Here is a 22,078-nt window from a genome sequence, read left to right as displayed (position 1 = left end):
GTGGAGGAATATTTGTAGTGTCAAAAGTCTTAAATAATATATAGCATAACAAGCAATGTGCATTATTTCTAATTATTATAATTGTTTAACTATTTCTTTAAAACGGCTCATGTTTTATTCGTACTTTAAAATGTCTGTAATAATATTAGTAAATTCTTTTTTCCAAAATTTATTATTATGTCCGCCATTATATTTCTTAACATCTATAAAGGAGTTTGTTTCGGCATATTTTAATTTTAAAAACTTAGCATCAGCATCAAGAAAAGTTTCTTGACTTCCATATCTTAAATAGAGGTTTGGATATTTAGTATTAGTATTCCAAGAAGTATTAGATTTAATATCACCGGCAAATGTTGAAAAACAAAGATAAGTACCTATTAAATCTGGGTTAGTATTTAGCAAACTCAAGCCAAATCCAGCACCATTAGATGCGCCATAAAAATATCTATCATCTCGGTTTGTGGTTTGGTTAAGATTTTTTTCTATGTATTGAATTAATTCTTTACTAAAGTAATTTAAATGATTTTTAAAAGTATTTTCTAAATGTGGATACTTATTGTCTTTAGGGAAATCTTGATTTACATATTCAAAATACCTGTAAGTAAGATTGTGTCTTTTTCCATTACCAATTGTCATACTTGTACTGTCTGCAATTTTACCGTTAGAGAAACTTGCTACTAAAATTAAAGGCTTAATTATTTTATTATCTATTAATGAGTCTAATAATTTTTTTTTATCTGTTAAATTACTATTCCCATCAGTCGCATATATAATTGGGTAATCTTTTTTTGTGTCAAAGTCTTTTGGTAAATAGAGATTGTGTTTTCTATAATTACCAAAGCTTTCGCTGTAAAGAGAATCAATTAAAAATTTAGATTTAGAAGGTGCTGTAGTTGTTTTAGAATTACATGATGTAAATAAAATTCCTATTAAAAATGTACCAATTAATTTTCTCATTTTTTCTTTATTAATTATTTGCAATTTGTTTTAATATTAAGTTTCGTGTTGTGAAACTTTTACAACTATTCCATTTTCAAAATAGATATCTAGTACATCTGGATCTATATTAAATAAGCCAGGAACAAAACCAAGTTGGTATGCAATATGGTTGCTATTATAAATGTAAAAATCGTCTCCTAATAAATTGCTTACCTCTTTTTGGGTTTTTCCAATTAACAAATCACTTTCAATAATATCTTGTGACATTTTATACCTTTCGGTGGTATTTGTGTGCCATTCATTTTTATTAAAATTTGTTGTTGGATAATAGGATGCTGTAAAAAACCATATGTAAATTATACTTATATATAGTAGTGGACTTAAACATATAGCAGGAATTATAGCTATAAATTTTCTATTACTTTTATTGCCAATATTCCATTTTTTTAAAACCCAATTAAAAAATAGGTAAGTTGGAATACCAACAATTAAAATTGAAAAAAGAAGACTCATTGAATAATAGCGTATTAAACTGTATGTGAAAAGTTAGTTTAAATATAAAGATTTAATTTTTAATTAAAACAAAAAAAACACAGCATTAAGCTGTGTTTTTTTATAAATAAAGATTTTATATTATGGGTTTGTAGACCATAATGCAGCACTTTTTAACATTGCTCGTCTTGGTAGCTGTAAACCGGCAACAATTAACTCTGCAAAATCTTCAGGTTGTAATACGCTATCTTGTGAGTCTTTATCTGCTATACCTAAATCTATAGACATGTCTGATGCTATTGTACTTGGTGTTAATGTGCAAACTCTAATATTATTTTTTCTAACTTCTTTCATTAAAGATTCAGACATACCAATAACTGCAAATTTAGATGCAGAATAGGCAGATGTAGTTGCATTACCATTTAATCCTGCGGTAGATGAGATGTTAATTATATCACCTTCGTTTTTATCTATTAAATAAGGTAAAACCTCCTTTGTAACATAGTACATACCCATAACATTGGTTTGTATAATTTTGCTCCATTCTTCAACAGGCATATCGTTTAGTGTACCAAAAGCAGCGATACCAGCATTGTTAACTAAAATATCTACTGTGCTAAGTTTTTTAATTAAGTTGTCTATACCTGCTTTAACCTCTTCATAATTACCTACATCAAAAACTTCGTATTCTGCATTAACTCCTAAACCTTTAAGTTCTGCAACGGTAGCTTTAAGGGTGTCTTCATTTCTACCTGTAATACCAACATCAATACCTTGTTTAGCAAAAGCAATGGCTGTAGCTCTACCTAAACCTCTGCTTCCTCCTGTGATTATTGCTTTTTTGTTTTTTAAATTTTTCATTTTTAATTTTTATTCTATTCTTAATTAAACGCTTCTCGTAGTGCAGTAATAAAATCTTCTACACTTTCTATGTTATTGTAAATGGCTGTATCTACTTTTAAAACTGGTATTTTATTATCAAAGTTTTTGTTTGTGTTGCTTTTAAAATCTTTAATAATTTTAAGATAATTAGTGCTGTCTTTATCTATGTTATATTCTGTGAAAGCAATTTTATTATTATTTAAAATACGTTTAGTATCTGGGCAAATAAGACAGTCGTTTTTTGTGTAGAGTGTTACTTTTTTATCTTTTAAAGCTTCATCTATTTTAAAATCTAAACCTTCGTGGTCTTTTTCTACTTCAATAGCATAAGCAACTTCATTAACAATAAAAGTAGTGTTGTACTTGCCTTCGGTACCATTTAATTGTATTAATGTTAGTAGTTTAATTTTGCTATTTGGAGTAATATTTCTAAGAATAGGTCTAGTGCTACTGCGTCTAAAATCTTTAGTGTCCACTTTTAAAAAAATATCATAAGAAAGCGAATCGGTATTGGTAGCATAAAGCGAAAGTCGTTTTCCTTTTTTTTCTTCGGTAAGTTTAACGTGTTTATGTTCGTTTTGAGCAAAACTGTTTAAGGTAATTAGTAAAAAGACAAGTAGTGTAAGGCGTTTTTTCATTTTAAAATTTTATTGAAGAGTCTTACTTATGCAGGAAACTCTTTCTATTTTTAGAGAATCAAAGTAAAAGTAACATAATACAATTATATTTGCATAAATCATACCATAAAAGATGCAGTTAAACTTAAAAAAACCAATTTGTTTTTTCGATTTAGAAACAACAGGAATTAATATCTCTAAAGATAGAGTTGTAGAAATATCTATTTTAAAAGTATTTCCTAACGGAAACAAAGAGAGCAAAACCTGGCTTGTAAATCCAGAAATGCCAATTCCGGCAGAGGTTTCTGCAATACATGGTATTACAGATGAGCGTGTTGCAAACGAGCCAACATTTGCAGAACTTGCTAAGGAAATAAATGTTATGATTAAAGATAGTGATTTGGCAGGATTTAACTCTAATAGATTTGATATTCCTTTATTAGCAGAAGAAATGCTTCGAGCAAATATGGATTTTGATATGAACAAACGTGTGGCAATTGATGTGCAAACCATTTTTCATAAAATGGAACAGCGTACATTAAGTGCAGCCTATAAATTTTATTGCGATAAAAATTTAGAAAATGCACACTCTGCAGAAGCAGATACATTAGCCACTTACGAAGTTTTAAAAGCACAATTAGACCGTTATGAAGATTTAGAAAACGACGCTAAATTTTTAGCCGAGTTTAGCTCGCATAAAAAGTTTGCAGACTTTGCAGGATTTATTAATTATAATAAAGAAGGTGAAGAATGTTTTTCTTTTGGTAAACATAAAGGCAAAAAAGTACTAGATGTATTAGATAAAGAACCTGGGTATTTTGGCTGGTTACTTAATGCAGATTTTCCTTTATACACAAAAAAGGTGCTTACCGCTATAAAACTAAGAGCTTTTAATAATAAAATTTAAAACTGGCCATGAAATTAATCTGTATAGGACGAAATTACACAGACCATATTAAAGAATTAGAAAACGAGAAACCAACAGATCCTGTTGTTTTTTTAAAACCAGACACCGCAATACTATTAAAAAAGCAACCATTTTTTATACCAGAATTTTCTAATAATGTACACCATGAAGTAGAGGTTTTGGTGAAAATTAATCGCGTAGGTAAATATATAGATAAAAAATTTGCCCATAAATATTATAATGAAATTGGGTTAGGTATAGATTTTACAGCGCGAGATTTACAAGCGCAATTAAAAGAGAAAGGTTTACCTTGGGAAAAAGCAAAAGCATTTGATGGTGCAGCCGTTGTTGGAAAATGGCTTCCTAAGTCAGATTTTAAAGATTTAAACAATATAAATTTTAGTTTAAAGAAAAATGAAGAAGTGGCACAACAAGGCAATACCAGCTTAATGTTGTGGAAAATAGATGAAATAATAGAATATGTGTCAAAATATTTTACTTTAAAGATTGGAGACATTATATTTACGGGAACACCTGCTGGAGTTGGCAAGGTAGTTGCTAATGATAAATTAAAAGGGTATATTGAAAATCAGGAATTATTTTCAATATCTGTAAAATAAAAATGGAACAACACTACAAACTACATAGACTTAGAGAGCTAGCAGATAACGATGAAGACTTTATTTTAGCGTTAGCCCAAACTTTTTTAGAAGAAGTGCCTGCAGATGCAAAACTGTTAAAAGAAGCTGTAGAAAACGATAATATGCTTCAGGCTTACCAAACAGCACATAAAATGAAGCCAACCATAGATGTATTCGAATTAGGCGTTTTAGATAAACTTATAGAAATACAAGATTGGGGGAAATTTGAAAAAAAAGGAGAAGACGTAACACCGCAATTAGCCATGGTTTTAGAAGCAATAGATAAAGCTTCTAACGAAATAAAAAGCGATTTTAATATATAAATGCAAGCCGAAATTATTACCATTGGAGATGAAATTCTCATTGGTCAAATTGTAGATACAAATTCAGCATTTATTGGTAAAGCATTAAATACTATAGGTATTTCTGTTTATCAAATAACATCTATTCAAGACGAAAAATCCCATATTTTAAAAGCACTAGCAGAAGCTGAAGCAAATGCAGATATTATAATTGTAACAGGTGGTTTAGGGCCAACAAAAGACGATATAACAAAGCATACTATAGCAGAGTATTTTAATGACACTCTAATTAGAGACGCGCAAGTCACAGAAAATATAGAGCGTCTATGGCGAGATTTCGTTAAACAGCCAATGCAACAAGTGAACTTAGATCAAGCTTTAATACCATCAAAAGCACAACCATTAATGAATTTGGTAGGAAGTGCACCAGGAATGTGGATTAAAAAAAACAATAAAGTTTTTATTTCAATGCCTGGAGTACCACACGAAATGAAACAATTAATGTTAAACGAAGTACTTCCAAAATTAAAAAAGACATTTAAACGTCCTTATATATATCACAAAACACTTTTAACTCACGGCTTAGGAGAAAGCATAATAGCAGAAAGAATAGAAGCGTGGGAAGATAGTTTGCCTAGCCATATAAAACTAGCATACTTGCCAAATTTAGGAAAGGTAAGGCTACGTTTATCAGGTATAGGTACAAATGAAACAACATTAGTAAAAGACATAGACACGCAAATAGAAGCAGTGCTACCTTTATTAAAAGATGTATTTACAGGTTTTGAAGATGATGGTGATATAGAAGAGTTAATTGCAAAAAAATTAACAGCAGATAAAAAAACATTATCAATAGCAGAGAGTTGTACAGGAGGACAATTAGCCCAAACATTTACTCAGCACTCAGGAGCTTCAGCATACTTAAAAGGCGCAATTGTTCCTTATGCAACAGAAACAAAAGTGAACATTTTAGGTGTTTCTCAAGCTACAATAGATAAATATTCTGTAGTAAGCGCAGAAGTAGCAGAAGCTATGGCAAAACAATGCCAAAAACTATATGCATCAGATTTTGCAATTGCCACAACAGGTAATGCAGGACCCGGAAAAGGAGATTCTCAAGCCGAAGTTGGAACAGTTTTTATTGCATTTGCATCAAAAAACAAAGTAATTTCACAAAAATTAGAACTTGGCAATAATAGGTTAAGGGTTATAAACAAAGCGATAAATAAGGCTTTAGAACTTTTAAGTAAAGAAATTTTTAAAAATTGATAAAAAACAGATTGTCAATACTAAAAGATTTCATATATTTGCACCTCGAATTTTAATAACAATTTTAAAGTTATAAGTAATGTCAAGAGTTTGTGAACTTACAGGAAAGAAAGCAATGGTTGGAAACAACGTATCGCATGCAATGAATAAGACTAAGCGTAAATTTAACGCGAACTTAATCAAAAAACGTTTTTTTCTTCCTGAAGAAGATAAGTGGATAACTTTAAAAGTATCTACATCTGCTTTAAAAACAATCAACAAGATTGGTATCGCAGCTGCATTAAAAGATGCAAGAGCTAAAGGATTTATAAAATAATAGCCTATATAGGATGAGATTTTCGCTTGCGCGGAAATAACAAAAAAGAAATTTTACAATGGCAAAAAAAGGTAACAGAGTACAAGTAATATTAGAATGTACAGAGCATAAAGCTTCTGGGCAACCAGGAACTTCTCGTTATATTACAACTAAGAATAAAAAGAACACACCTGATAGAATGGAGATAAAGAAATTTAATCCAATCTTGAAGAAAATGACTGTTCATAAAGAAATTAAGTAATCAAGATAATTTTTTAGAATTATGGCAAAGAAATCAGTAGCATCGTTACAAACAGGATCTAAGAGATTGTCTAAAGCAATCAGAATGGAAAAATCTCCTAAAACAGGAGCATACATGTTTGTTGAAAAAATTATGGCACCAGATTTAGTAAACGATTTCTTAAACAAGAAATAAGTTTTACTATATGTACAATTTATTAAGCTGCTTTCTAAATAGAGAGCGGCTTTTTTAATGTCAAAATATTACGTTACTTTACAATAATTAATGACAATGTTTCAGTTTTAAATTTAAGGCTTGACTATTGCTATTAAAATTTTAATTAACACTTAATAGAAAAAACAGCCAATGAGTTTTTTTAAAAAAATATTTTCTTCAGAAAAAAAAGAAACCTTAGATAAAGGTTTAGAAAAAACAAGCACAAGTTTTTTAGGGAAACTTAGTAAAGCAGTTGCTGGAAAATCTAAAGTCGATGACGATGTTTTAGATAATTTAGAAGAAGTATTAGTCTCTAGTGATGTTGGTGTAAATACTACATTAAAAGTAATTGAGCGTATAGAAGCTCGTGTTGCTAAAGATAAATATTTAGGTACAGATGAGCTTAATAGAATTCTTAGAGAAGAAATAGCAGGATTATTAAGTGAAACTAACTCTGGCGAAGAAACAGAATATAAAATACCAACATTACCACCTCAAGAAGATGGTAAAAAAACACCATATGTATTAATGGTGGTAGGAGTAAACGGTGTTGGTAAAACTACCACTATAGGTAAACTTGCTTACCAATTTAAAAAACAAGGATTAAAAGTTGTATTAGGAGCTGCAGATACTTTTAGAGCAGCAGCAATAGACCAATTACAAGTTTGGGCAGATAGAGTAGATGTGCCAATGGTAAGACAAGAAATGGGTAGTGATCCAGCAAGTGTTGCTTTCGATGCACTTGAGTCTGGAGTTTCTCAAGATGCCGATGTTATAATTATTGATACTGCAGGACGTTTACACAATAAAGTTAATTTAATGAATGAGTTAACTAAGGTAAAACGTGTAATGCAAAAAGTTATAGGAGATGCACCACATGATGTATTACTAGTTTTAGATGGTTCTACAGGACAAAACGCATTTGAGCAAGCTAAGCAATTTACAGCAGCTACAGAAGTAACATCATTAGCAGTTACTAAATTAGATGGCACAGCAAAAGGTGGAGTTGTAATTGGTATTAGTGATCAATTTCAAATACCAGTAAAATATATTGGTGTTGGTGAAGGTATTGAAGATTTGCAGGTATTTAATAAATACGAGTTTGTAGACTCTTTCTTTAAATAGAAAAAATATGTAACAAAATTCTATAAAAAAAAGCCTTCGAAATTTATTTCGAAGGCTTTTTTTTATGAGTTATTGTTTTAAATACTATTGAGCAGTAACTGTTATTGGGCCAACCCAATCACTAAATCCATTAGTTCCACCACAATTAGATCGTATATAAAAATCATAAGCTTGTCCAGAAGTAACACCGCCATAACTTACCCTTACAGGAGAAAAAGAAGTAGCAGTTACACTACTAGTATTAAAAGCAGTTCCTGCTTCAACAATAGCTATTTCCCAACTGTTTTGAGAGCTTTCGTAATCCCAAGTAAAATCAAAATATTTACTTCCATCACTATTTGTTCCAGATGAAGTAGATGTAAAATTAAATGGATCTATACAATTAGGGTTTGATGGCTCGTTTAAAGTTGTGATAGAAACTGGTCCAACCCATGAACTAAATCCAGAGTCTTCACAAACATTTCTTACATAAAAATCATAAGTTGTTTCAGAGTTTAAATTGTTTATAGATGCAGATTGATCATAAAAATCTGGTTCAATTTGTGTAGTGCCACTACCTAAGTTAAAACCTTGTACTCCATATTGTATTTCAGATCCTCCAGAACTTGGTGAACTCCAATATAAATCTATTTTATTATGCGTTATAGAGTCTGGATAAACATCTTCTGTAAAATTAGTTGGGTCCTCACAAAAAGGATTACTGTCTAATGTAACAAACGAAAATGGTCCTGCCCAATTACTATAAGTTTGAGATTCATTACAAAATACGCGAGTATAAAAGCTATATTGTGTTTGTGGTTGTAAGTTTTGTACAGATGTGTAAGTGTCAGGAACGGTTAAAGTTATTCCACTACCTTGAGAAAAGCCAAAAGTACCATATTCTACTTGGTATAAAGAAGAGCTTATGCTTACATCCCAGTTAAAAGACGCAGTTGTATTTGTTAAATTTTGTACAGATAAATTAACAGGTAAGGCACAACTATTTTGTTGGTTTTCTTCGTTTGGACTGTCGTCGCTAGAGCATCCAAAAATTAGCAGAGATACTGCTAGTAATAAGGTAATTTTTTTCATATTGATTAAGTTTAGTGCGTGAATATAGCTAAACTTATTATTTTTCTACAAAAGAAAATTAACTTTATTAATGTATGGTTTTGTTGTAATTAACATAACTATAAAGGTTGTAAATTTTAAGTTTTTGACTGTTAGTTAGTTGTTGTGAGTTTAATAAAGAGGAGTTAATTAATTACTAGATTAATTTTTTCCCATAAATCATTATCAAACGATGATAAAGCAAAGTTTTCATCATCTGCAGCGTCTCCCATTCTAATAACTACTAAATCTTTACTTGGAACAATATAAATTTTTTGGTCGTTTTTGCCTAAAGCACAATACATATCGTTTGGTGCATTAGGCACTAAACTTCCGGGAAATTCTAGTTGACTTTGTGGTAGGTGATAACTAGATTTTCCATTTAACCACCATAAATAGCCATAAGCTTCGTTAATATTTTGACTTGTTTGTGTGGCCTCACTTAAAAAATTGGCAGATACAATTTGTGTGTTTTCCCATTTACCGTTAGCGGCAATTAATAAACCAAACCTAGCCATACTACGCGTGTTACTCCAATATACATTTAGATCACCAAGTGGTAACCAAGCACCATTCATGCCTATTCTGTTTTTTAAATTAGAATTAAAATATGAGTTCCAATCTTGATTACTAGCTTGAGCTATAACATCCTGCATTTTCACATAAACATTATGGTAAGCCCAACGGCTTCCAGCATCAGCAATATATTGTAAGTTTTCTGGTGAAGTAGAGTCTCCTAAAGTATCATCAAGTCCAGAAGACATAGATAATAAATGTTTACAAGTAATTAAGTCTTCTTTATCTAAAGTAGCACTTGTCCATCCAGTACCTAAATACTGTGAAACTTTATCATTTATATCAATAATGCCTTGGTCTTCTGCAATGCCAGAAACGGCCGTAGTTAAAGTTTTTCCTGCGCTTGCCCAATACCAATTGCTATTAGCATCATGGTTGTTAAAATAATTTTCTATAACTATTTTTCCTTTGTAAAGTATTATAAAACCTTTAGTGTTATTTATCTCTAAAAAGTTTGAAAGTTCTTGAGTAGCATTAACGTTCCAATTTAATGCTGAAGCGTCTGTAGTTTCCCATTCCTCACTATCATTTGGTGGAAAATAAAAAGCTTCAGTAGTTGTTGGGTTTATTGTTTCATTTTGGTTTTCAGAATTTTCTGTAGAGCAACTAATAAAAAAAACGGTACTTAATATGAATATGATGGCGTTTTTCATTGGGAGATAGCTTTAATTTTAAGACTTAATAAAGAGAATAAGGTTTAAAAGTTAAAATTTTAAGCAGTGTTTTGTACTTTTAAATAAAATTAATAAAATGAAACAAAACATACTATTTATTTTAATAACTATTTTATTTCTAAATAATTGTAAAGAAATAAAAAAGACTAATATTAAAAATAATAATACTGAAGGAATATTAGACTCGGCAGTTGTAATAAAAGATTTTAGAGATTTTAAAGTTTTAGATTCTAAATTTTTAAAAAACGAAACACTTTGGAAAGATATTAACGAGTCGCTTATTGGCTTTAATCAAGTAAATTACGATGCTTTAAAGCCACTTATACTAGAACAAGATATACCAACAATTCAAAAAAATATAAAAGAAGGAGAATTAAGTTATGAGCAATTGGTAAAATTTTATTTGTACAGAATACGCCAGTTTGACAGAGAAAATGAATTAAGTTTAAATTCGGTTATAGCAATAAATCCAAATGCCATTGAATTAGCTAAAATTGCAGATGCCGAAATAAAAACTACAGCCGAGCGCCATCCAATATTTGGTATGCCAATTTTGTTAAAAGATAACATTAACACAAAAGGTATGGCTACAACTGCTGGCGCAATTGCATTATCTAATAACCAAACCGAAGACGCTTTTATTGTTGAGCGTTTAAAAAGCCATGGCGCTATAATTTTAGGTAAAGCCAACCTTAGTGAATGGGCTTATTTCTTTTGTGGCGATTGCCCAAGCGGTTACAGTGCCGTTGGTGGTCAAACATTAAATCCTTATGGAAGACGAATAATAGATACTGGTGGTTCTAGTTCTGGTAGTGGTGTGGCGGTAGCTGCAAATTTTTGTGTAGCAGCAATAGGTAGTGAAACTTCAGGTTCTATTTTATCTCCTGCAAGTCAAAACTCGGTAGTAGGTTTTAAACCAACTGTTGGTTTGTTAAGCCGTGAAGGAATTGTACCAATTTCTTCTACACTAGATACAGCTGGACCAATTACAAAAAATGTTACAGATAATGCTATAGTTTTAGATGCTATGCTAGGTTACGATAAAGCAGATTCAAAATCTATAAAAACCGATTCTACAAACGGTTATTATTTTCAAAACTATAATAAAAAGGATTTACAAGGAAAACGGTTAGGTGCTTACAAACGCTTATTAAAAGATAGTTTGTATTCCAATGCGTTAACAGTTTTAAAAGCACAAGGTGCTACAATAATAGAAATTGAAGAACCAGAAATTGAATTACCAGATTTTTTAAGACTGCTAAATTTAGATATGAAAAACGATTTACCAGAGTATCTTAAAAAATATGCAAACCCAAATTTAAATTTAAGCTCAGTTAGTGATATTATAAAGTATAATAACCAAGACTCATTACTTAATGCACCTTATGGCCAGTCTTTATTTAAAGGTGTTGTAGAAGATAAAGCAACTAATACAGCGTTCACAAAAATAAAACGCACACTCAAATTTAATGGAAGAAGTTATTTTTTACAACCTATTAAAAAGCATAATTTAGATGGGTTCGTTTCAATTAATAACTATCATGCTGGCTATGCAGCCGTCGCAGAATATCCTGCTATAACAGTACCAATGGGTTATAGTAAAAACGGCGAACCAAAAGGTTTAACATTTATTACAAAACCACAAAAAGAATTAGATTTACTTAATTGGACATATGCTTACGAGCAAGCTTCAAAAGCACGTATAGCTCCAAAACAGTATAATTAATAGATAAATAATAATCAACGACTGTCAATCTCAAATCATTACGTATCTTTGCAGACCGAAAATGTAATAGTATCACTAAATGGTATTTCCAGTAATATGGAAAAAAGAGTATGAGAACAAAATCACTTAAAAAGAACAAGATTAATGTAATAACACTAGGTTGTAGTAAAAATGTTTACGATAGCGAAGTGTTAATGGGACAACTTAAAGCCAATGGCAAAGAAGTTGTACATGAACAAGAAGGAAATATTGTTGTAATAAACACATGTGGTTTTATTAATAATGCAAAGGAAGAAAGTGTGAACACCATTTTGGAGTACATGCAAAAAAAGGAAGATGGTGATGTAGATAAAGTTTTTGTAACAGGATGTCTATCTGAAAGATATAAGCCAGACTTGGAAAAGGAAATACCAAATGTCGATCAATATTTTGGTACTACAGAGTTACCAGGTTTATTAAAAGCTTTAGGTGCAGATTATAAACACGAGCTTATTGGTGAGCGTTTAACAACAACACCAAAAAACTACGCGTATTTAAAAATAGCCGAAGGTTGCGATAGACCATGCAGTTTTTGTGCAATTCCTTTAATGAGAGGAAAACATAAAAGTACACCAATTGAAGATTTAGTAACCGAAGCAGAAAAATTAGCAGCAAATGGCGTTAAAGAATTAATACTTATTGCTCAAGATTTAACGTACTACGGTTTAGATTTATACAAAAAACGAAACCTTGCAGAGTTATTGGAAAACTTAGTAAAAGTTGAAGGTATCGAGTGGATTCGTTTACATTATGCATTCCCAACAGGATTCCCAATGGATGTATTAGATATAATGAAACGCGAACCAAAAATTTGTAATTATTTAGATATTCCGTTACAACACATTAGCGATAATATATTAAAAAGTATGCGTCGTGGTACTACAAAAGAAAAAACCACAAAACTACTTAAAGAGTTTAGAGCTAAAGTTCCAGAAATGACAATTCGTACAACTCTAATTGCAGGATATCCTGGTGAAACCGAAGAAAATTTTCAAGAACTAAAAGAATGGGTTCGCGAAATGCGATTTGAGCGTTTAGGTTGTTTTACATATTCTCACGAAGAAAACACACACGCCTTTAATTTAGAAGACGATGTTCCAGAAGAAGTGAAAATGCAACGTGTAAATGAAATAATGGAAATTCAATCTCAAATTTCTTGGGAATTAAACCAAGCAAAAATAGGTCAAGAATTTAAAGTAGTTATCGATAGAAAAGAAGGAAACTACTTTGTTGGTCGTACAGAATTTGACTCTCCAGATGTAGATAATGAGGTTTTAATCGATGCTAAAACAGTGTATTTAAAAACAGGAGAATACACAACGGTAAAAATTATTGAAGCTGAAGATTTTGATTTGTATGGTGAAGTTGTAACAGCTTAATTAGCTGCATTTACAACTTGTTTATTGCTAATTATTAAGAGCGTTTCATACAATTTTTAAGTTAATTTTAAGACAAACAATAGTGTAAAGAGCCTTATCTTTACACTAGATTTTCTATTAACTATGCCATCAAACAATCTCTCTTATAAATCCACAGGATATTTTTCACAACTAATTTGTAATTATTTAGCCGAAGCAGAAGCGCTCAGGCCATTTTACAATCGTTTTCCAAATCTTGAAAATTTTCAAGAACAAATAGAAGAGAAAGCCTCGGCGTTTAGCCAAGAAACACGTAACGTTTTAACAAGTGTTTTAAGTGAAAACTATAAAATGGTAGAAGCTTCTCAAGCTACAATAGATAATATTGAATCTTTAAGACAAAGCAACACTTTTACCGTAACAACAGGACACCAATTAAATTTGTTTACTGGACCACTATATTTTTTACATAAAATAGTATCTACAATAAATTTAGCAAAAACCTTAAAAGCTAAATATCCCGAAAATAATTTTGTGCCAGTATATTGGATGGCAACAGAAGACCATGATTTTGATGAAATAAACTATTTTAATTTTAAAGGTAAAAAAATACAATGGAATCGTGAAGCATCAGGTGCGGTTGGTGAATTAGAAACCGAAGGTTTAGATGCTGTTTTAGAAATTTTTTCTCAAGAATTAGGTATTGGTAAAAATGCAGACCGTTTAAAAACACTTTTTAAAAGTGCTTATTTAGAACATAAGACATTAGCTCAAGCTACATTTTATTTAGCTAATGAGTTGTTTAAAGATTATGGTTTAGTTGTAGTAGAAGCAAATAACAGAGCGCTAAAAAAACTCTTTATTCCTTATGCAGAAAAAGAATTAACACAACAAATCTCTTATCAAAACGTAACCAAAGTTAATAAACAAATAGAAGCATTATCTCAAGATTATAAAATACAAGTAAACCCAAGAGAGATAAACCTATTTTATATCACAAAAAACATAAGAGAACGTATTGTTTTTAATAATAATAGTTTTAAAGTTTTAAACACTAATATTTCATGGAGTAAGAGTGAAATAATACAACACCTCAATGAGGCGCCAGAATGCTTTAGTCCTAATGTAATTTTAAGACCACTTTATCAAGAAATAATTTTACCAAACCTTTGTTACATTGGTGGTGGCGGTGAGTTAGCGTATTGGTTTCAGTTAAAATCTAATTTTAAAGCTAATGGTGTAGTGTTTCCTATGTTATTATTACGTAATTCGGTTTTAATACAAACACAGCAACAAGCAAATAAATTAAAAAGATTAGATATATCTAATGAGGATGTTTTTCTAAAAAGAGAATCATTTATAAATAAAAAAGTAAGAGAAATTTCTAATATAGATATCGATTTTTCAACACAAGTAAACCATTTAAAAACACAGTTTGAAGCGCTTTACGAGTTGGCACAAAAAACCGATAAATCTTTTCTAGGTGCAGTTGCCGCACAAGAAAAAAAGCAAATTAACGGGTTAGAAAACCTAGAGAAACGCTTACTTACGGCACAAAAAAGAAAATTAAAAGATCAAATAGAACGCATTACAGATCTTCAAAATCAACTATTTCCTAATAAAAGTTTACAAGAACGAAACACAAATTTTAGCGAGTTGTATTTAGAATTTGGAGAAAATTTAATTCCAAATCTAATAAAACATTTAGAGCCTTTACAAGGAGAATTTACCGTGTTAACATTTTAGAAAAAAAATTAGGAAAGAGGTTCTTAAATTTTAAATGCAATTATTACTTTTGCACATGCAACACGACAAAGTACTTATTTTAGATTTCGGATCGCAATACACACAACTAATTGCGCGCAGAGTTAGAGAACTTAACATCTATTCCGAAATACACCCATTTAACAAAATACCAACCAATTTAGACGACTACAAGGCAGTCATCCTTTCAGGAAGCCCAATGTCTGTAAGATCTCAAGACGCATTTCATCCAGAGCTAAAAGGCATTCGCGGTATAAAACCAATGCTTGCAGTATGTTACGGTGCACAATATTTAGCACATTTTTCTGGTGGAGAAGTAGCAGAATCTAACACAAGAGAATACGGGCGAGCAAACCTTAGTTTTGTAGAAGACGATGCTTTTTTTAAAGGTATAACAGCAGGAAGTCAAGTATGGATGAGCCATAGCGATACCATAAAAACTTTACCAACAAACGGTAAATTATTGGCAAGCACGCATGATGTAAAAAATGCAGCATATAAAATAGAAAACGAAACCACCTACGCGATACAGTTTCATCCAGAAGTATACCATTCTACAGATGGTAAACAACTATTAGAAAACTTTTTAGTAAATATTGCAAATGTAAATCCAGACTGGACACCAAATGCATTTGTAGAAGAAACAGTAGAAGCCTTACAAGCTAAAATAGGCAACGATAAAGTTGTTTTAGGTTTATCTGGAGGCGTAGACTCATCTGTAGCAGCAATGCTATTACATAAAGCCATTGGCGAAAACTTATATTGCATATTTGTAAATAACGGTTTATTACGTAAAAACGAATTTACCGATGTACTTGAGCAATACAAAGGCATGGGATTAAATGTAAAAGGCGTAGACGCATCACAACGTTTTCTTGTAGCATTAGCAGGAAAAAGTGACCCAGAAGAAAAACGTAAAGCCATAGGTCGCGTATTTATTGAAGTGTTCGATGACGAAGCACACCAAATACAAGACGTTACATACCTTGCACAAGGCACCATTTACCCAGATGTAATAGAAAGCGTGAGTGCAACAGGCGGACCAAGTGCAACAATAAAAAGTCATCATAATGTTGGCGGTCTGCCAGATTTTATGAAACTTAAAATAGTCGAGCCATTAAAAGCGCTTTTTAAAGACGAAGTTCGTCGTGTAGGAGCATCAATGGGTATGGATAAGCAATTATTAGGTCGTCATCCATTTCCAGGACCAGGATTAGCCATTAGAATATTAGGCGATATAACGGCCGAAAAAGTAAGAATATTACAAGAAGTAGACGCCGTATTTATAAACGCATTAAGAGACGCAGGACTATACGATAAAGTATGGCAAGCAGGCGCAATTTTACTACCAGTAAACAGTGTTGGCGTTATGGGAGACGAACGTACTTACGAAAAATGCGTCGCACTTAGAGCAGTAGAAAGCACAGATGGTATGACGGCAGATTGGGTAAACCTACCATATGAGTTTTTACAAAAAACCAGTAACGATATTATAAATAAAGTAAAAGGAGTAAATAGAGTTGTTTACGATATTAGCTCAAAACCACCAGCAACAATCGAGTGGGAATAAAATAAATTGGGCGTTACCAAGCCATGCAAAAAAGCATGGTTTGGTCGTGCTCTCGGCAGTCGCTCTCTGCGAGGAGCTTCAACAAAGCCTCCATCACTAACGCAGCATACCAAATATGGCTGTTTTTTTTGGAATGATAATTGAATATTAAATAAAAACACTAATTTGTCGTTCTGTGTAAACTATAAAAGTTAAAATACAAAGGCACATTTCAATATTTAAAATAAAACTAAGTTTTTTTACATGAAAAACATACTATACATCTTTACACTAGTTATTTGCTTTAGTTGCTCATCTGCAAAGGCGCAAAATTACATGACGCATAAAGTTAAATCTGGAGAATCCATAGAAACTATTGCAAAAAAGTATAAAGTTACAGAAAGTCATATTTTAGAGCTCAATCCAGACGCTAAAAACGGTATCGAGAAAAATACGGTGCTTATTATAATGAAAACTGGAGGCGTAAAACCATCTAAAATAGGAACAAAACAACCGTCAAGCACTTCAGCAATAAATAAAATAGAAGCAACACAAGAAGTAAAGGAGCTTACAGGTTATAAAAAACACAAAGTAAGACGTAAAGAAACACTGTATAGTTTATCTAAAAAATACAATGTTACAGAGGCCGAAATAAAAAAACACAATACATTTTTATATGCAAATAATTTAAGAAAAGGAGATAAATTACAAATTCCAATTTTTAAAGAAGTAGCAGTACAAGAAGTAAATTCAACAATAGTAAAATATACAGTATTACCAAAAGAAGGTAAATGGAGAATAGCTTATAAATATGGTATAACAGTTCCGGAATTAGAAGCTCTAAATCCTAACCTTCCAGAAGTTTTACAACCAGGACAAAAAGTTAATGTACCAAATCTTGATGCTGGAAATTTAAAGCAAGTAGACGAGATGTATAGCTACTATACAGTACAGCCTAAAGAAGGATTTTATAGATTAAAAATAAATACAGGTTTAGAGCAAAACGAATTAGAACGTTTAAACCCAGGCTTAGCAACGTCTGGGTTAAAAGAAGGTATGGTTTTAAAAATCCCATACAATGGAGCAACACAAGCAGCAGATGGAAATAAAAACAATGGCATTATAGACGATGTTTCTAAAATTAATAAACTTGAAAATGCTATAGAAGATACAGAAACTAAAAACATAGCAATTATGTTACCGTTTCAATTAAATGTAGTAAATACAGATTCTATTTTCGATGCTAAACAAAAAATTAAAAAAAGTAGAGCACTTGCATTAACCTTAGATTTTTATTCTGGAGTTTTAATGGCATTCGATTCGTTAAAAAAAATGGGTGTTAATTTAAAAGTTAATGTATACGATACCCAAAATAGATTAAGCCATACAAATGACTTAGTTAGAAATCATGATTTTTCTAATACAGATGCAGTAATAGGTCCATTATTCCCTAAAAACTTTAATGTAGTAGCAGCAGCTTTAGAGGCAAGAAATATACCTGTGGTATCACCTATAACAAAATCTGTAAATCTAGGTAATAATGTGTTTCAATCAAGACCAAGTGAAGATGAAATGGAAAATAAAATTATAAACTATTTCATGGCAGATTCTAGTGCACAGGTTATTATTATTTCAGATATAAAACATAAAACTAAAAGTACTATGCTAAAATCTAAATTTGCCAATGCAAAATTAGTAAGTTCAAGATTAGGCAGGAAAACTAAAAAAGATGCTCATTTTATTATAGAACAAGATTTACTTAGCGTTATAAAACCTGGAAAAAATGTAGTGTTTTTAGAAACCGATAGCCCTAACTTTGTATCTAATGTAACCAGTATGTTAAACGCGTTTTTAGATGATAAAACTGAGGTGATTTTAACAACTACACGCCATAATGAAGCTTTTGAGTATGAAGAGGTTTCAAACTACCATTTGTCTAACCTTCAATTTACATATCCTTCTATTTCTAAAATTGTAAGTGAAGATTCTAATATTAAATTTATAAAAGACTATAAATTAAAATACAATACTTCACCTAATACTTATGCAATAAGAGGATTCGATTTAACAATGGATGTTGTATTACGTATGGTTTCGTCTCAAGATATTTATAAATCTGTTATTGAAGCGCCACTAACATCTTATATAGAAAATAAATTTTCTTACAAGAAAAAATTATTTGGTGGTTTTTATAATGACAGCGTTTATATTGTTAGGTATAACAATTTACAAATAGACGAGGTTAAGCAATAAACATATATTTAAAAGCGTTTTTACATTAATTTAGTAAATGTATTTTATGTATAAATGCTTTATTTTTTTAGCAGTATTATTTTGTTTTCAGCAAGATTCAAAAGGTGTTGCTTGGAATGAAAACTTCAAATTAAATTGGCAAGATTTTAAAGCTAAGCCAGATAAAAGTACAGATGCTGTAGCTATAACAGCTTCTGGAATTACTTTTGGTTATTCTGTGCAAAGATCTTCAACACGAGGTGTAATAGGATTTAAAAGCGAAGTATTTGCTCATTTTTACCCAGAACATTCATGGTATAAAAAAGAAAGTGTAGATAGTCATGTTTTAGCACACGAACAACTTCATTTTGATATTACCGAACTTAATGCGCGTTACTTTAGAGAAAAATTGTCTAAACTAAAAGTAAATTCTAAAATTACCGAAGCACTTAATGCATTACATAATCAAACAAATACAAGTTTGGCAGATATGCAAAATAAATACGATACAGAAAGTAACTATTCTATGGATAATGAAGGCCAGGCAAAATGGACTGCATTTGTAGCAAAAGAACTTAAACGCTTACAAAAATTTAAAGTAGATTAATTATGCTTGAGCCAGATCCAAAGTTTTTAATAAAACTTGCACATACTAAAATGCCATATGGTAAATATAAAGATAGGTATCTTATAGATTTGCCAGAATATTATATTGTATGGTATCATAGTAAAGGTTTTCCTAAAGGAAAATTAGGCGAAATGCTAGAAACTGTTTATACGTTAAAGTTAAATGGTATTGAAAACTTAGTAAGAAACATTCAAAAAAACTTTCCAAAACCTAAATAATTTTTAATAAAAAATGTATTTGTAACTATAAAGTTACTAGCAATAGTTTTTTAATTTAAAATATATACTAAGGAAAAAACAGATATAAAAAGCCATAAACTTAAAGCTAATAATATTGGTTTTACTCCAGTAGATTTAATGTCTTTTATAGAAATAGTAGAACCAACTAAAAACAGAGTTACAATTAACATACGTTTAGAAATTAAAACTATAGAACTAGTTATAGTTATTGGTAATATGTGATAACTGTTTATTACAATAGCAATTATAAATAGAAGAATAAAATAAGGGATTTTTATTTTTTGCTCTTTTGTTTTAAAAAGAAATATAGAAAAAATAGATAAAGGTATAATCCATAACGTTCTAGATAATTTAACAGTTGTAGCAATTTTTAAAGCTTCTTCTCCATATCCCAATGCAGCACCAACTACAGAGCTAGTGTCGTGTATTGCAATAGCACACCATAATCCAAATTGTTTTTGAGTTAAGTTAAAATAGTGTCCAAGTAAAGGGAAAACGAATAAAGCAATAGAGTTTAATAAAAAAATTATAGCTAATGCAACACTAATAGTTTTGCCTTTTGCTTTAATAACTGGAGCTATTGCAGCTATAGCGCTACCACCACAAATAGCTGTGCCAGATGTAATAAGGTGACCTAGTTTTAAATCTAGTTTTAAAACTCTAGTTAGAACAATACCAAGAGTTAACGTTAAAATTATAGAATAAATAGTTAAGCTTAAACCTTGTTTAGTTGTTGCTAAAGTTTCTTTTATAAACATACCAAAACCTAATCCTACAACCGAAATTTTTAAAAGCAAATGAATAGCTTTATGGTTATATGTTTTAAAAGGATTATTAAAAATAACAGCAAAAATAAAGCCTAGTAATAGTGCTGTAGGACTATTTATAAATCCAGTAAATGCAATAGTTATAATACTTATATAAATAACTTTTGGCGCTAAATCTCTCATAGTATTAAAAGTTTGTACTACAAAAGTATGTACTTATAATAACTAAAAAGCAAAATAAATAGTTCTAACGCATAACTAAAAGTTATAGTTAGAGACAGTGAATTTTTTAAAATTATCAAAAGTACTAGAAATAAATCCTGTTCTTTTTACAAAATAAAACCACCTTTCTATACTTAAAGTGTTAATGTCTATAATTTTAAGCTTGTTGTTAACTAAATCATTAGTAATAGAATTTATAGACAGTAAAGCATAATCATGAGAGTTATATAAATAATTTTTAATAGCTTCTGTACTATTAAACGAAACAACACCATTTAATTTATTTATTTTATTTTTTAATAAAAAAGCATCTATAATTTCTTTTGTTCCAGAGCCATTTTCACGCTCAACCATTGGGAGTTGCTGTAAAGTGTTTATATCTATTTTTCCTTTTGGGTAACTGTTATTACTAACATGAGTTACAAGTACAATTTCATCTTTAATAAATTTTTCGAATTGTAGTTTTGTGTTTTTAGTTGTTCCTTCAGTAATACCAAAATCTATATCTTCATTTAAAATTAAACTTTCTATTATTTCAGAATTATTACTAATTATATTAAATTTTGTTTGAGGAAATTGCACTCTAAATTTTGCAATTACTTTTGGAATTATATAATTAGAAAGTGTAGTACTTACGCCAAAATTAATATGCTCAGGAAATTTTTCTTTTTTTAATTTAAATTTCTCGTCCATTTGTGCATAAATAGCGAGTATTTTATTTGTATAAATTAAAAACGATTTACCATTTGGTGTTAATTCAATAGAACTTCGCTTTCTAATAAAAAGTGTTGTTTCGTAATCTTGTTCTAAATTTTTTATAGCTTTAGAAATAGCAGGTTGAGAAATATGTAATTGCTCTGCAGCTTTTGTAAAACTTAAATGCTTAGCAACAATTTTAAATATATGTAACTTAGTTTTCATTGTTTAAATAAAGCATTTACAATTATAAGTAGAACGAAGTTACTCAAAATTACTCTCTACTTTTATTATATTTTTTATGCTTTATGTTTTTCTTTTCTAGAATAGCATAAAATTTTCTGGGAGACATTTTTAAATCTTTGGTAATGTCACTTACTTTTTTCTTCCCTTTTTTGTAAAGTTTTAAATTTTCAGAAATACGCTTGTTGAAGTAATAATTTTTTAGTTTTTCAACAATTTGTAATTCAGTTAAATTAGATTTTTCTTTATAATTTTCAATTTCAGATTTGATATTAGATAAACTACTCATAGGTCTTGGTTTTTATCATTTAGTTATTAAAAAAATAGAGGTAAGCACAAAACTAAGGTAA

At 30.3% G+C, this 22,078-nt stretch carries 24 protein-coding genes; 15 read left to right on the top strand and 9 right to left on the bottom strand.

Annotated features, from left to right (window positions below):
- Nucleotides 1–114: 114 nt before the first annotated feature.
- The 4 genes from LACAL_RS00930 to LACAL_RS00915 form a co-directional block, all read right to left on the bottom strand.
- Nucleotides 115–957, bottom strand: a complete 843-nt coding sequence (locus LACAL_RS00930) for an esterase family protein (protein ID WP_013868814.1) — start codon at nucleotides 955–957, stop codon at nucleotides 115–117.
- Between the two features lie 36 nt (nucleotides 958–993).
- The gene (locus LACAL_RS00925; RefSeq protein WP_013868813.1) at nucleotides 994–1,452 is read right to left on the bottom strand and encodes a hypothetical protein; all 459 of its coding nucleotides are present in this window, start codon (nucleotides 1,450–1,452) and stop codon (nucleotides 994–996) included.
- Nucleotides 1,453–1,572: 120 nt separating this feature from the next.
- A complete protein-coding gene (locus tag LACAL_RS00920) occupies nucleotides 1,573–2,292 on the bottom strand; it encodes a 3-ketoacyl-ACP reductase (protein ID WP_013868812.1) in 720 nt (239 codons plus the stop codon).
- A gap of 20 nt (nucleotides 2,293–2,312) precedes the next feature.
- Nucleotides 2,313–2,951 carry a glutaredoxin domain-containing protein gene (locus LACAL_RS00915; RefSeq protein WP_013868811.1) on the bottom strand — a complete coding sequence of 213 codons (639 nt, stop codon included), beginning with the start codon at nucleotides 2,949–2,951 and terminating at the stop codon, nucleotides 2,313–2,315.
- A gap of 112 nt (nucleotides 2,952–3,063) precedes the next feature.
- On the opposite strand from LACAL_RS00915, the gene LACAL_RS00910 reads away from it, so the two are divergent.
- The 8 genes from LACAL_RS00910 (at nucleotide 3,064) to ftsY (ending at nucleotide 7,926) form a co-directional block, all read left to right on the top strand.
- Complete coding sequence (locus LACAL_RS00910) at nucleotides 3,064–3,837, top strand: 3'-5' exonuclease (protein WP_013868810.1); 774 nt, start codon at nucleotides 3,064–3,066, stop codon at nucleotides 3,835–3,837.
- A gap of 8 nt (nucleotides 3,838–3,845) precedes the next feature.
- On the top strand, nucleotides 3,846–4,457 hold the full coding sequence (locus LACAL_RS00905; protein ID WP_013868809.1) for a fumarylacetoacetate hydrolase family protein: 612 nt from the start codon (nucleotides 3,846–3,848) through the stop codon (nucleotides 4,455–4,457).
- Nucleotides 4,458–4,459: 2 nt separating this feature from the next.
- Entirely contained in the window at nucleotides 4,460–4,801 is a 342-nt protein-coding gene (locus LACAL_RS00900; RefSeq protein ID WP_013868808.1) for a hypothetical protein, read from the top strand.
- The gene (locus LACAL_RS00895) at nucleotides 4,802–6,049 is read left to right on the top strand and encodes a CinA family nicotinamide mononucleotide deamidase-related protein (RefSeq protein ID WP_013868807.1); all 1,248 of its coding nucleotides are present in this window, start codon (nucleotides 4,802–4,804) and stop codon (nucleotides 6,047–6,049) included. It abuts the gene before it with no gap.
- 79 nt (nucleotides 6,050–6,128) lie between these two features.
- On the top strand, nucleotides 6,129–6,365 hold the full coding sequence (gene rpmB / locus LACAL_RS00890; RefSeq protein ID WP_013868806.1) for a 50S ribosomal protein L28: 237 nt from the start codon (nucleotides 6,129–6,131) through the stop codon (nucleotides 6,363–6,365).
- A 58-nt stretch (nucleotides 6,366–6,423) separates the two neighbouring features.
- On the top strand, nucleotides 6,424–6,606 hold the full coding sequence (gene rpmG, locus LACAL_RS00885) for a 50S ribosomal protein L33 (RefSeq protein WP_013868805.1): 183 nt from the start codon (nucleotides 6,424–6,426) through the stop codon (nucleotides 6,604–6,606).
- 21 nt (nucleotides 6,607–6,627) lie between these two features.
- A complete protein-coding gene (locus LACAL_RS15145) occupies nucleotides 6,628–6,780 on the top strand; it encodes a DUF4295 domain-containing protein (RefSeq protein ID WP_013868804.1) in 153 nt (50 codons plus the stop codon).
- A gap of 171 nt (nucleotides 6,781–6,951) precedes the next feature.
- On the top strand, nucleotides 6,952–7,926 hold the full coding sequence (gene ftsY, locus LACAL_RS00880) for a signal recognition particle-docking protein FtsY (RefSeq protein WP_013868803.1): 975 nt from the start codon (nucleotides 6,952–6,954) through the stop codon (nucleotides 7,924–7,926).
- A gap of 84 nt (nucleotides 7,927–8,010) precedes the next feature.
- On the opposite strand, the gene LACAL_RS00875 is transcribed toward ftsY, so the two are convergent.
- Together LACAL_RS00875 and LACAL_RS00870 are read right to left on the bottom strand one after the other, a co-directional pair.
- Nucleotides 8,011–8,997 (bottom strand): fibronectin type III domain-containing protein, encoded by a 987-nt coding sequence (locus tag LACAL_RS00875; RefSeq protein WP_013868802.1) that lies wholly within the window; start codon nucleotides 8,995–8,997, stop codon nucleotides 8,011–8,013.
- A gap of 164 nt (nucleotides 8,998–9,161) precedes the next feature.
- A complete protein-coding gene (locus LACAL_RS00870) occupies nucleotides 9,162–10,244 on the bottom strand; it encodes a serine hydrolase (protein ID WP_013868801.1) in 1,083 nt (360 codons plus the stop codon).
- A gap of 97 nt (nucleotides 10,245–10,341) precedes the next feature.
- Between LACAL_RS00870 and LACAL_RS00865 the strand changes: the two genes are divergently transcribed.
- The 7 genes from LACAL_RS00865 (at nucleotide 10,342) to LACAL_RS00835 (ending at nucleotide 19,779) form a co-directional block, all read left to right on the top strand.
- The gene (locus LACAL_RS00865) at nucleotides 10,342–11,991 is read left to right on the top strand and encodes an amidase family protein (protein ID WP_013868800.1); all 1,650 of its coding nucleotides are present in this window, start codon (nucleotides 10,342–10,344) and stop codon (nucleotides 11,989–11,991) included.
- Between the two features lie 110 nt (nucleotides 11,992–12,101).
- The gene (gene rimO / locus LACAL_RS00860) at nucleotides 12,102–13,409 is read left to right on the top strand and encodes a 30S ribosomal protein S12 methylthiotransferase RimO (RefSeq protein WP_013868799.1); all 1,308 of its coding nucleotides are present in this window, start codon (nucleotides 12,102–12,104) and stop codon (nucleotides 13,407–13,409) included.
- A gap of 123 nt (nucleotides 13,410–13,532) precedes the next feature.
- Nucleotides 13,533–15,134, top strand: coding sequence for a bacillithiol biosynthesis cysteine-adding enzyme BshC (gene bshC / locus LACAL_RS00855; RefSeq protein ID WP_013868798.1), 1,602 nt, complete (start codon nucleotides 13,533–13,535; stop codon nucleotides 15,132–15,134).
- A gap of 55 nt (nucleotides 15,135–15,189) precedes the next feature.
- Nucleotides 15,190–16,722 (top strand): glutamine-hydrolyzing GMP synthase, encoded by a 1,533-nt coding sequence (guaA, locus tag LACAL_RS00850; RefSeq protein WP_041301226.1) that lies wholly within the window; start codon nucleotides 15,190–15,192, stop codon nucleotides 16,720–16,722.
- Between the two features lie 243 nt (nucleotides 16,723–16,965).
- Nucleotides 16,966–18,954: a LysM peptidoglycan-binding domain-containing protein gene (locus tag LACAL_RS00845; protein WP_041301225.1), complete on the top strand. Its 1,989-nt coding sequence runs from the start codon at nucleotides 16,966–16,968 to the stop codon at nucleotides 18,952–18,954.
- A 46-nt stretch (nucleotides 18,955–19,000) separates the two neighbouring features.
- Complete coding sequence (locus LACAL_RS00840) at nucleotides 19,001–19,540, top strand: hypothetical protein (protein WP_013868795.1); 540 nt, start codon at nucleotides 19,001–19,003, stop codon at nucleotides 19,538–19,540.
- A 2-nt stretch (nucleotides 19,541–19,542) separates the two neighbouring features.
- Nucleotides 19,543–19,779: a DUF3820 family protein gene (locus LACAL_RS00835; RefSeq protein ID WP_013868794.1), complete on the top strand. Its 237-nt coding sequence runs from the start codon at nucleotides 19,543–19,545 to the stop codon at nucleotides 19,777–19,779.
- 50 nt (nucleotides 19,780–19,829) lie between these two features.
- Here LACAL_RS00835 and LACAL_RS00830 read toward each other — a convergent pair whose 3' ends face one another.
- The 3 genes from LACAL_RS00830 to LACAL_RS00820 all read right to left on the bottom strand — a co-directional run bounded on the left by LACAL_RS00830 (nucleotide 19,830) and on the right by LACAL_RS00820 (nucleotide 22,017).
- Nucleotides 19,830–20,750 carry a YeiH family protein gene (locus tag LACAL_RS00830; RefSeq protein WP_013868793.1) on the bottom strand — a complete coding sequence of 307 codons (921 nt, stop codon included), beginning with the start codon at nucleotides 20,748–20,750 and terminating at the stop codon, nucleotides 19,830–19,832.
- Between the two features lie 75 nt (nucleotides 20,751–20,825).
- Complete coding sequence (locus LACAL_RS00825; RefSeq protein ID WP_013868792.1) at nucleotides 20,826–21,710, bottom strand: LysR family transcriptional regulator; 885 nt, start codon at nucleotides 21,708–21,710, stop codon at nucleotides 20,826–20,828.
- Between the two features lie 49 nt (nucleotides 21,711–21,759).
- Nucleotides 21,760–22,017: a hypothetical protein gene (locus LACAL_RS00820; protein ID WP_013868791.1), complete on the bottom strand. Its 258-nt coding sequence runs from the start codon at nucleotides 22,015–22,017 to the stop codon at nucleotides 21,760–21,762.
- Between the last annotated feature and the right edge of the window lie 61 nt (nucleotides 22,018–22,078).

The organism is Lacinutrix sp. 5H-3-7-4, assembly GCF_000211855.2.
GTDB lineage: Bacteria > Bacteroidota > Bacteroidia > Flavobacteriales > Flavobacteriaceae > Lacinutrix.
This window is presented reverse-complemented; position numbering and strand designations above follow the sequence as displayed.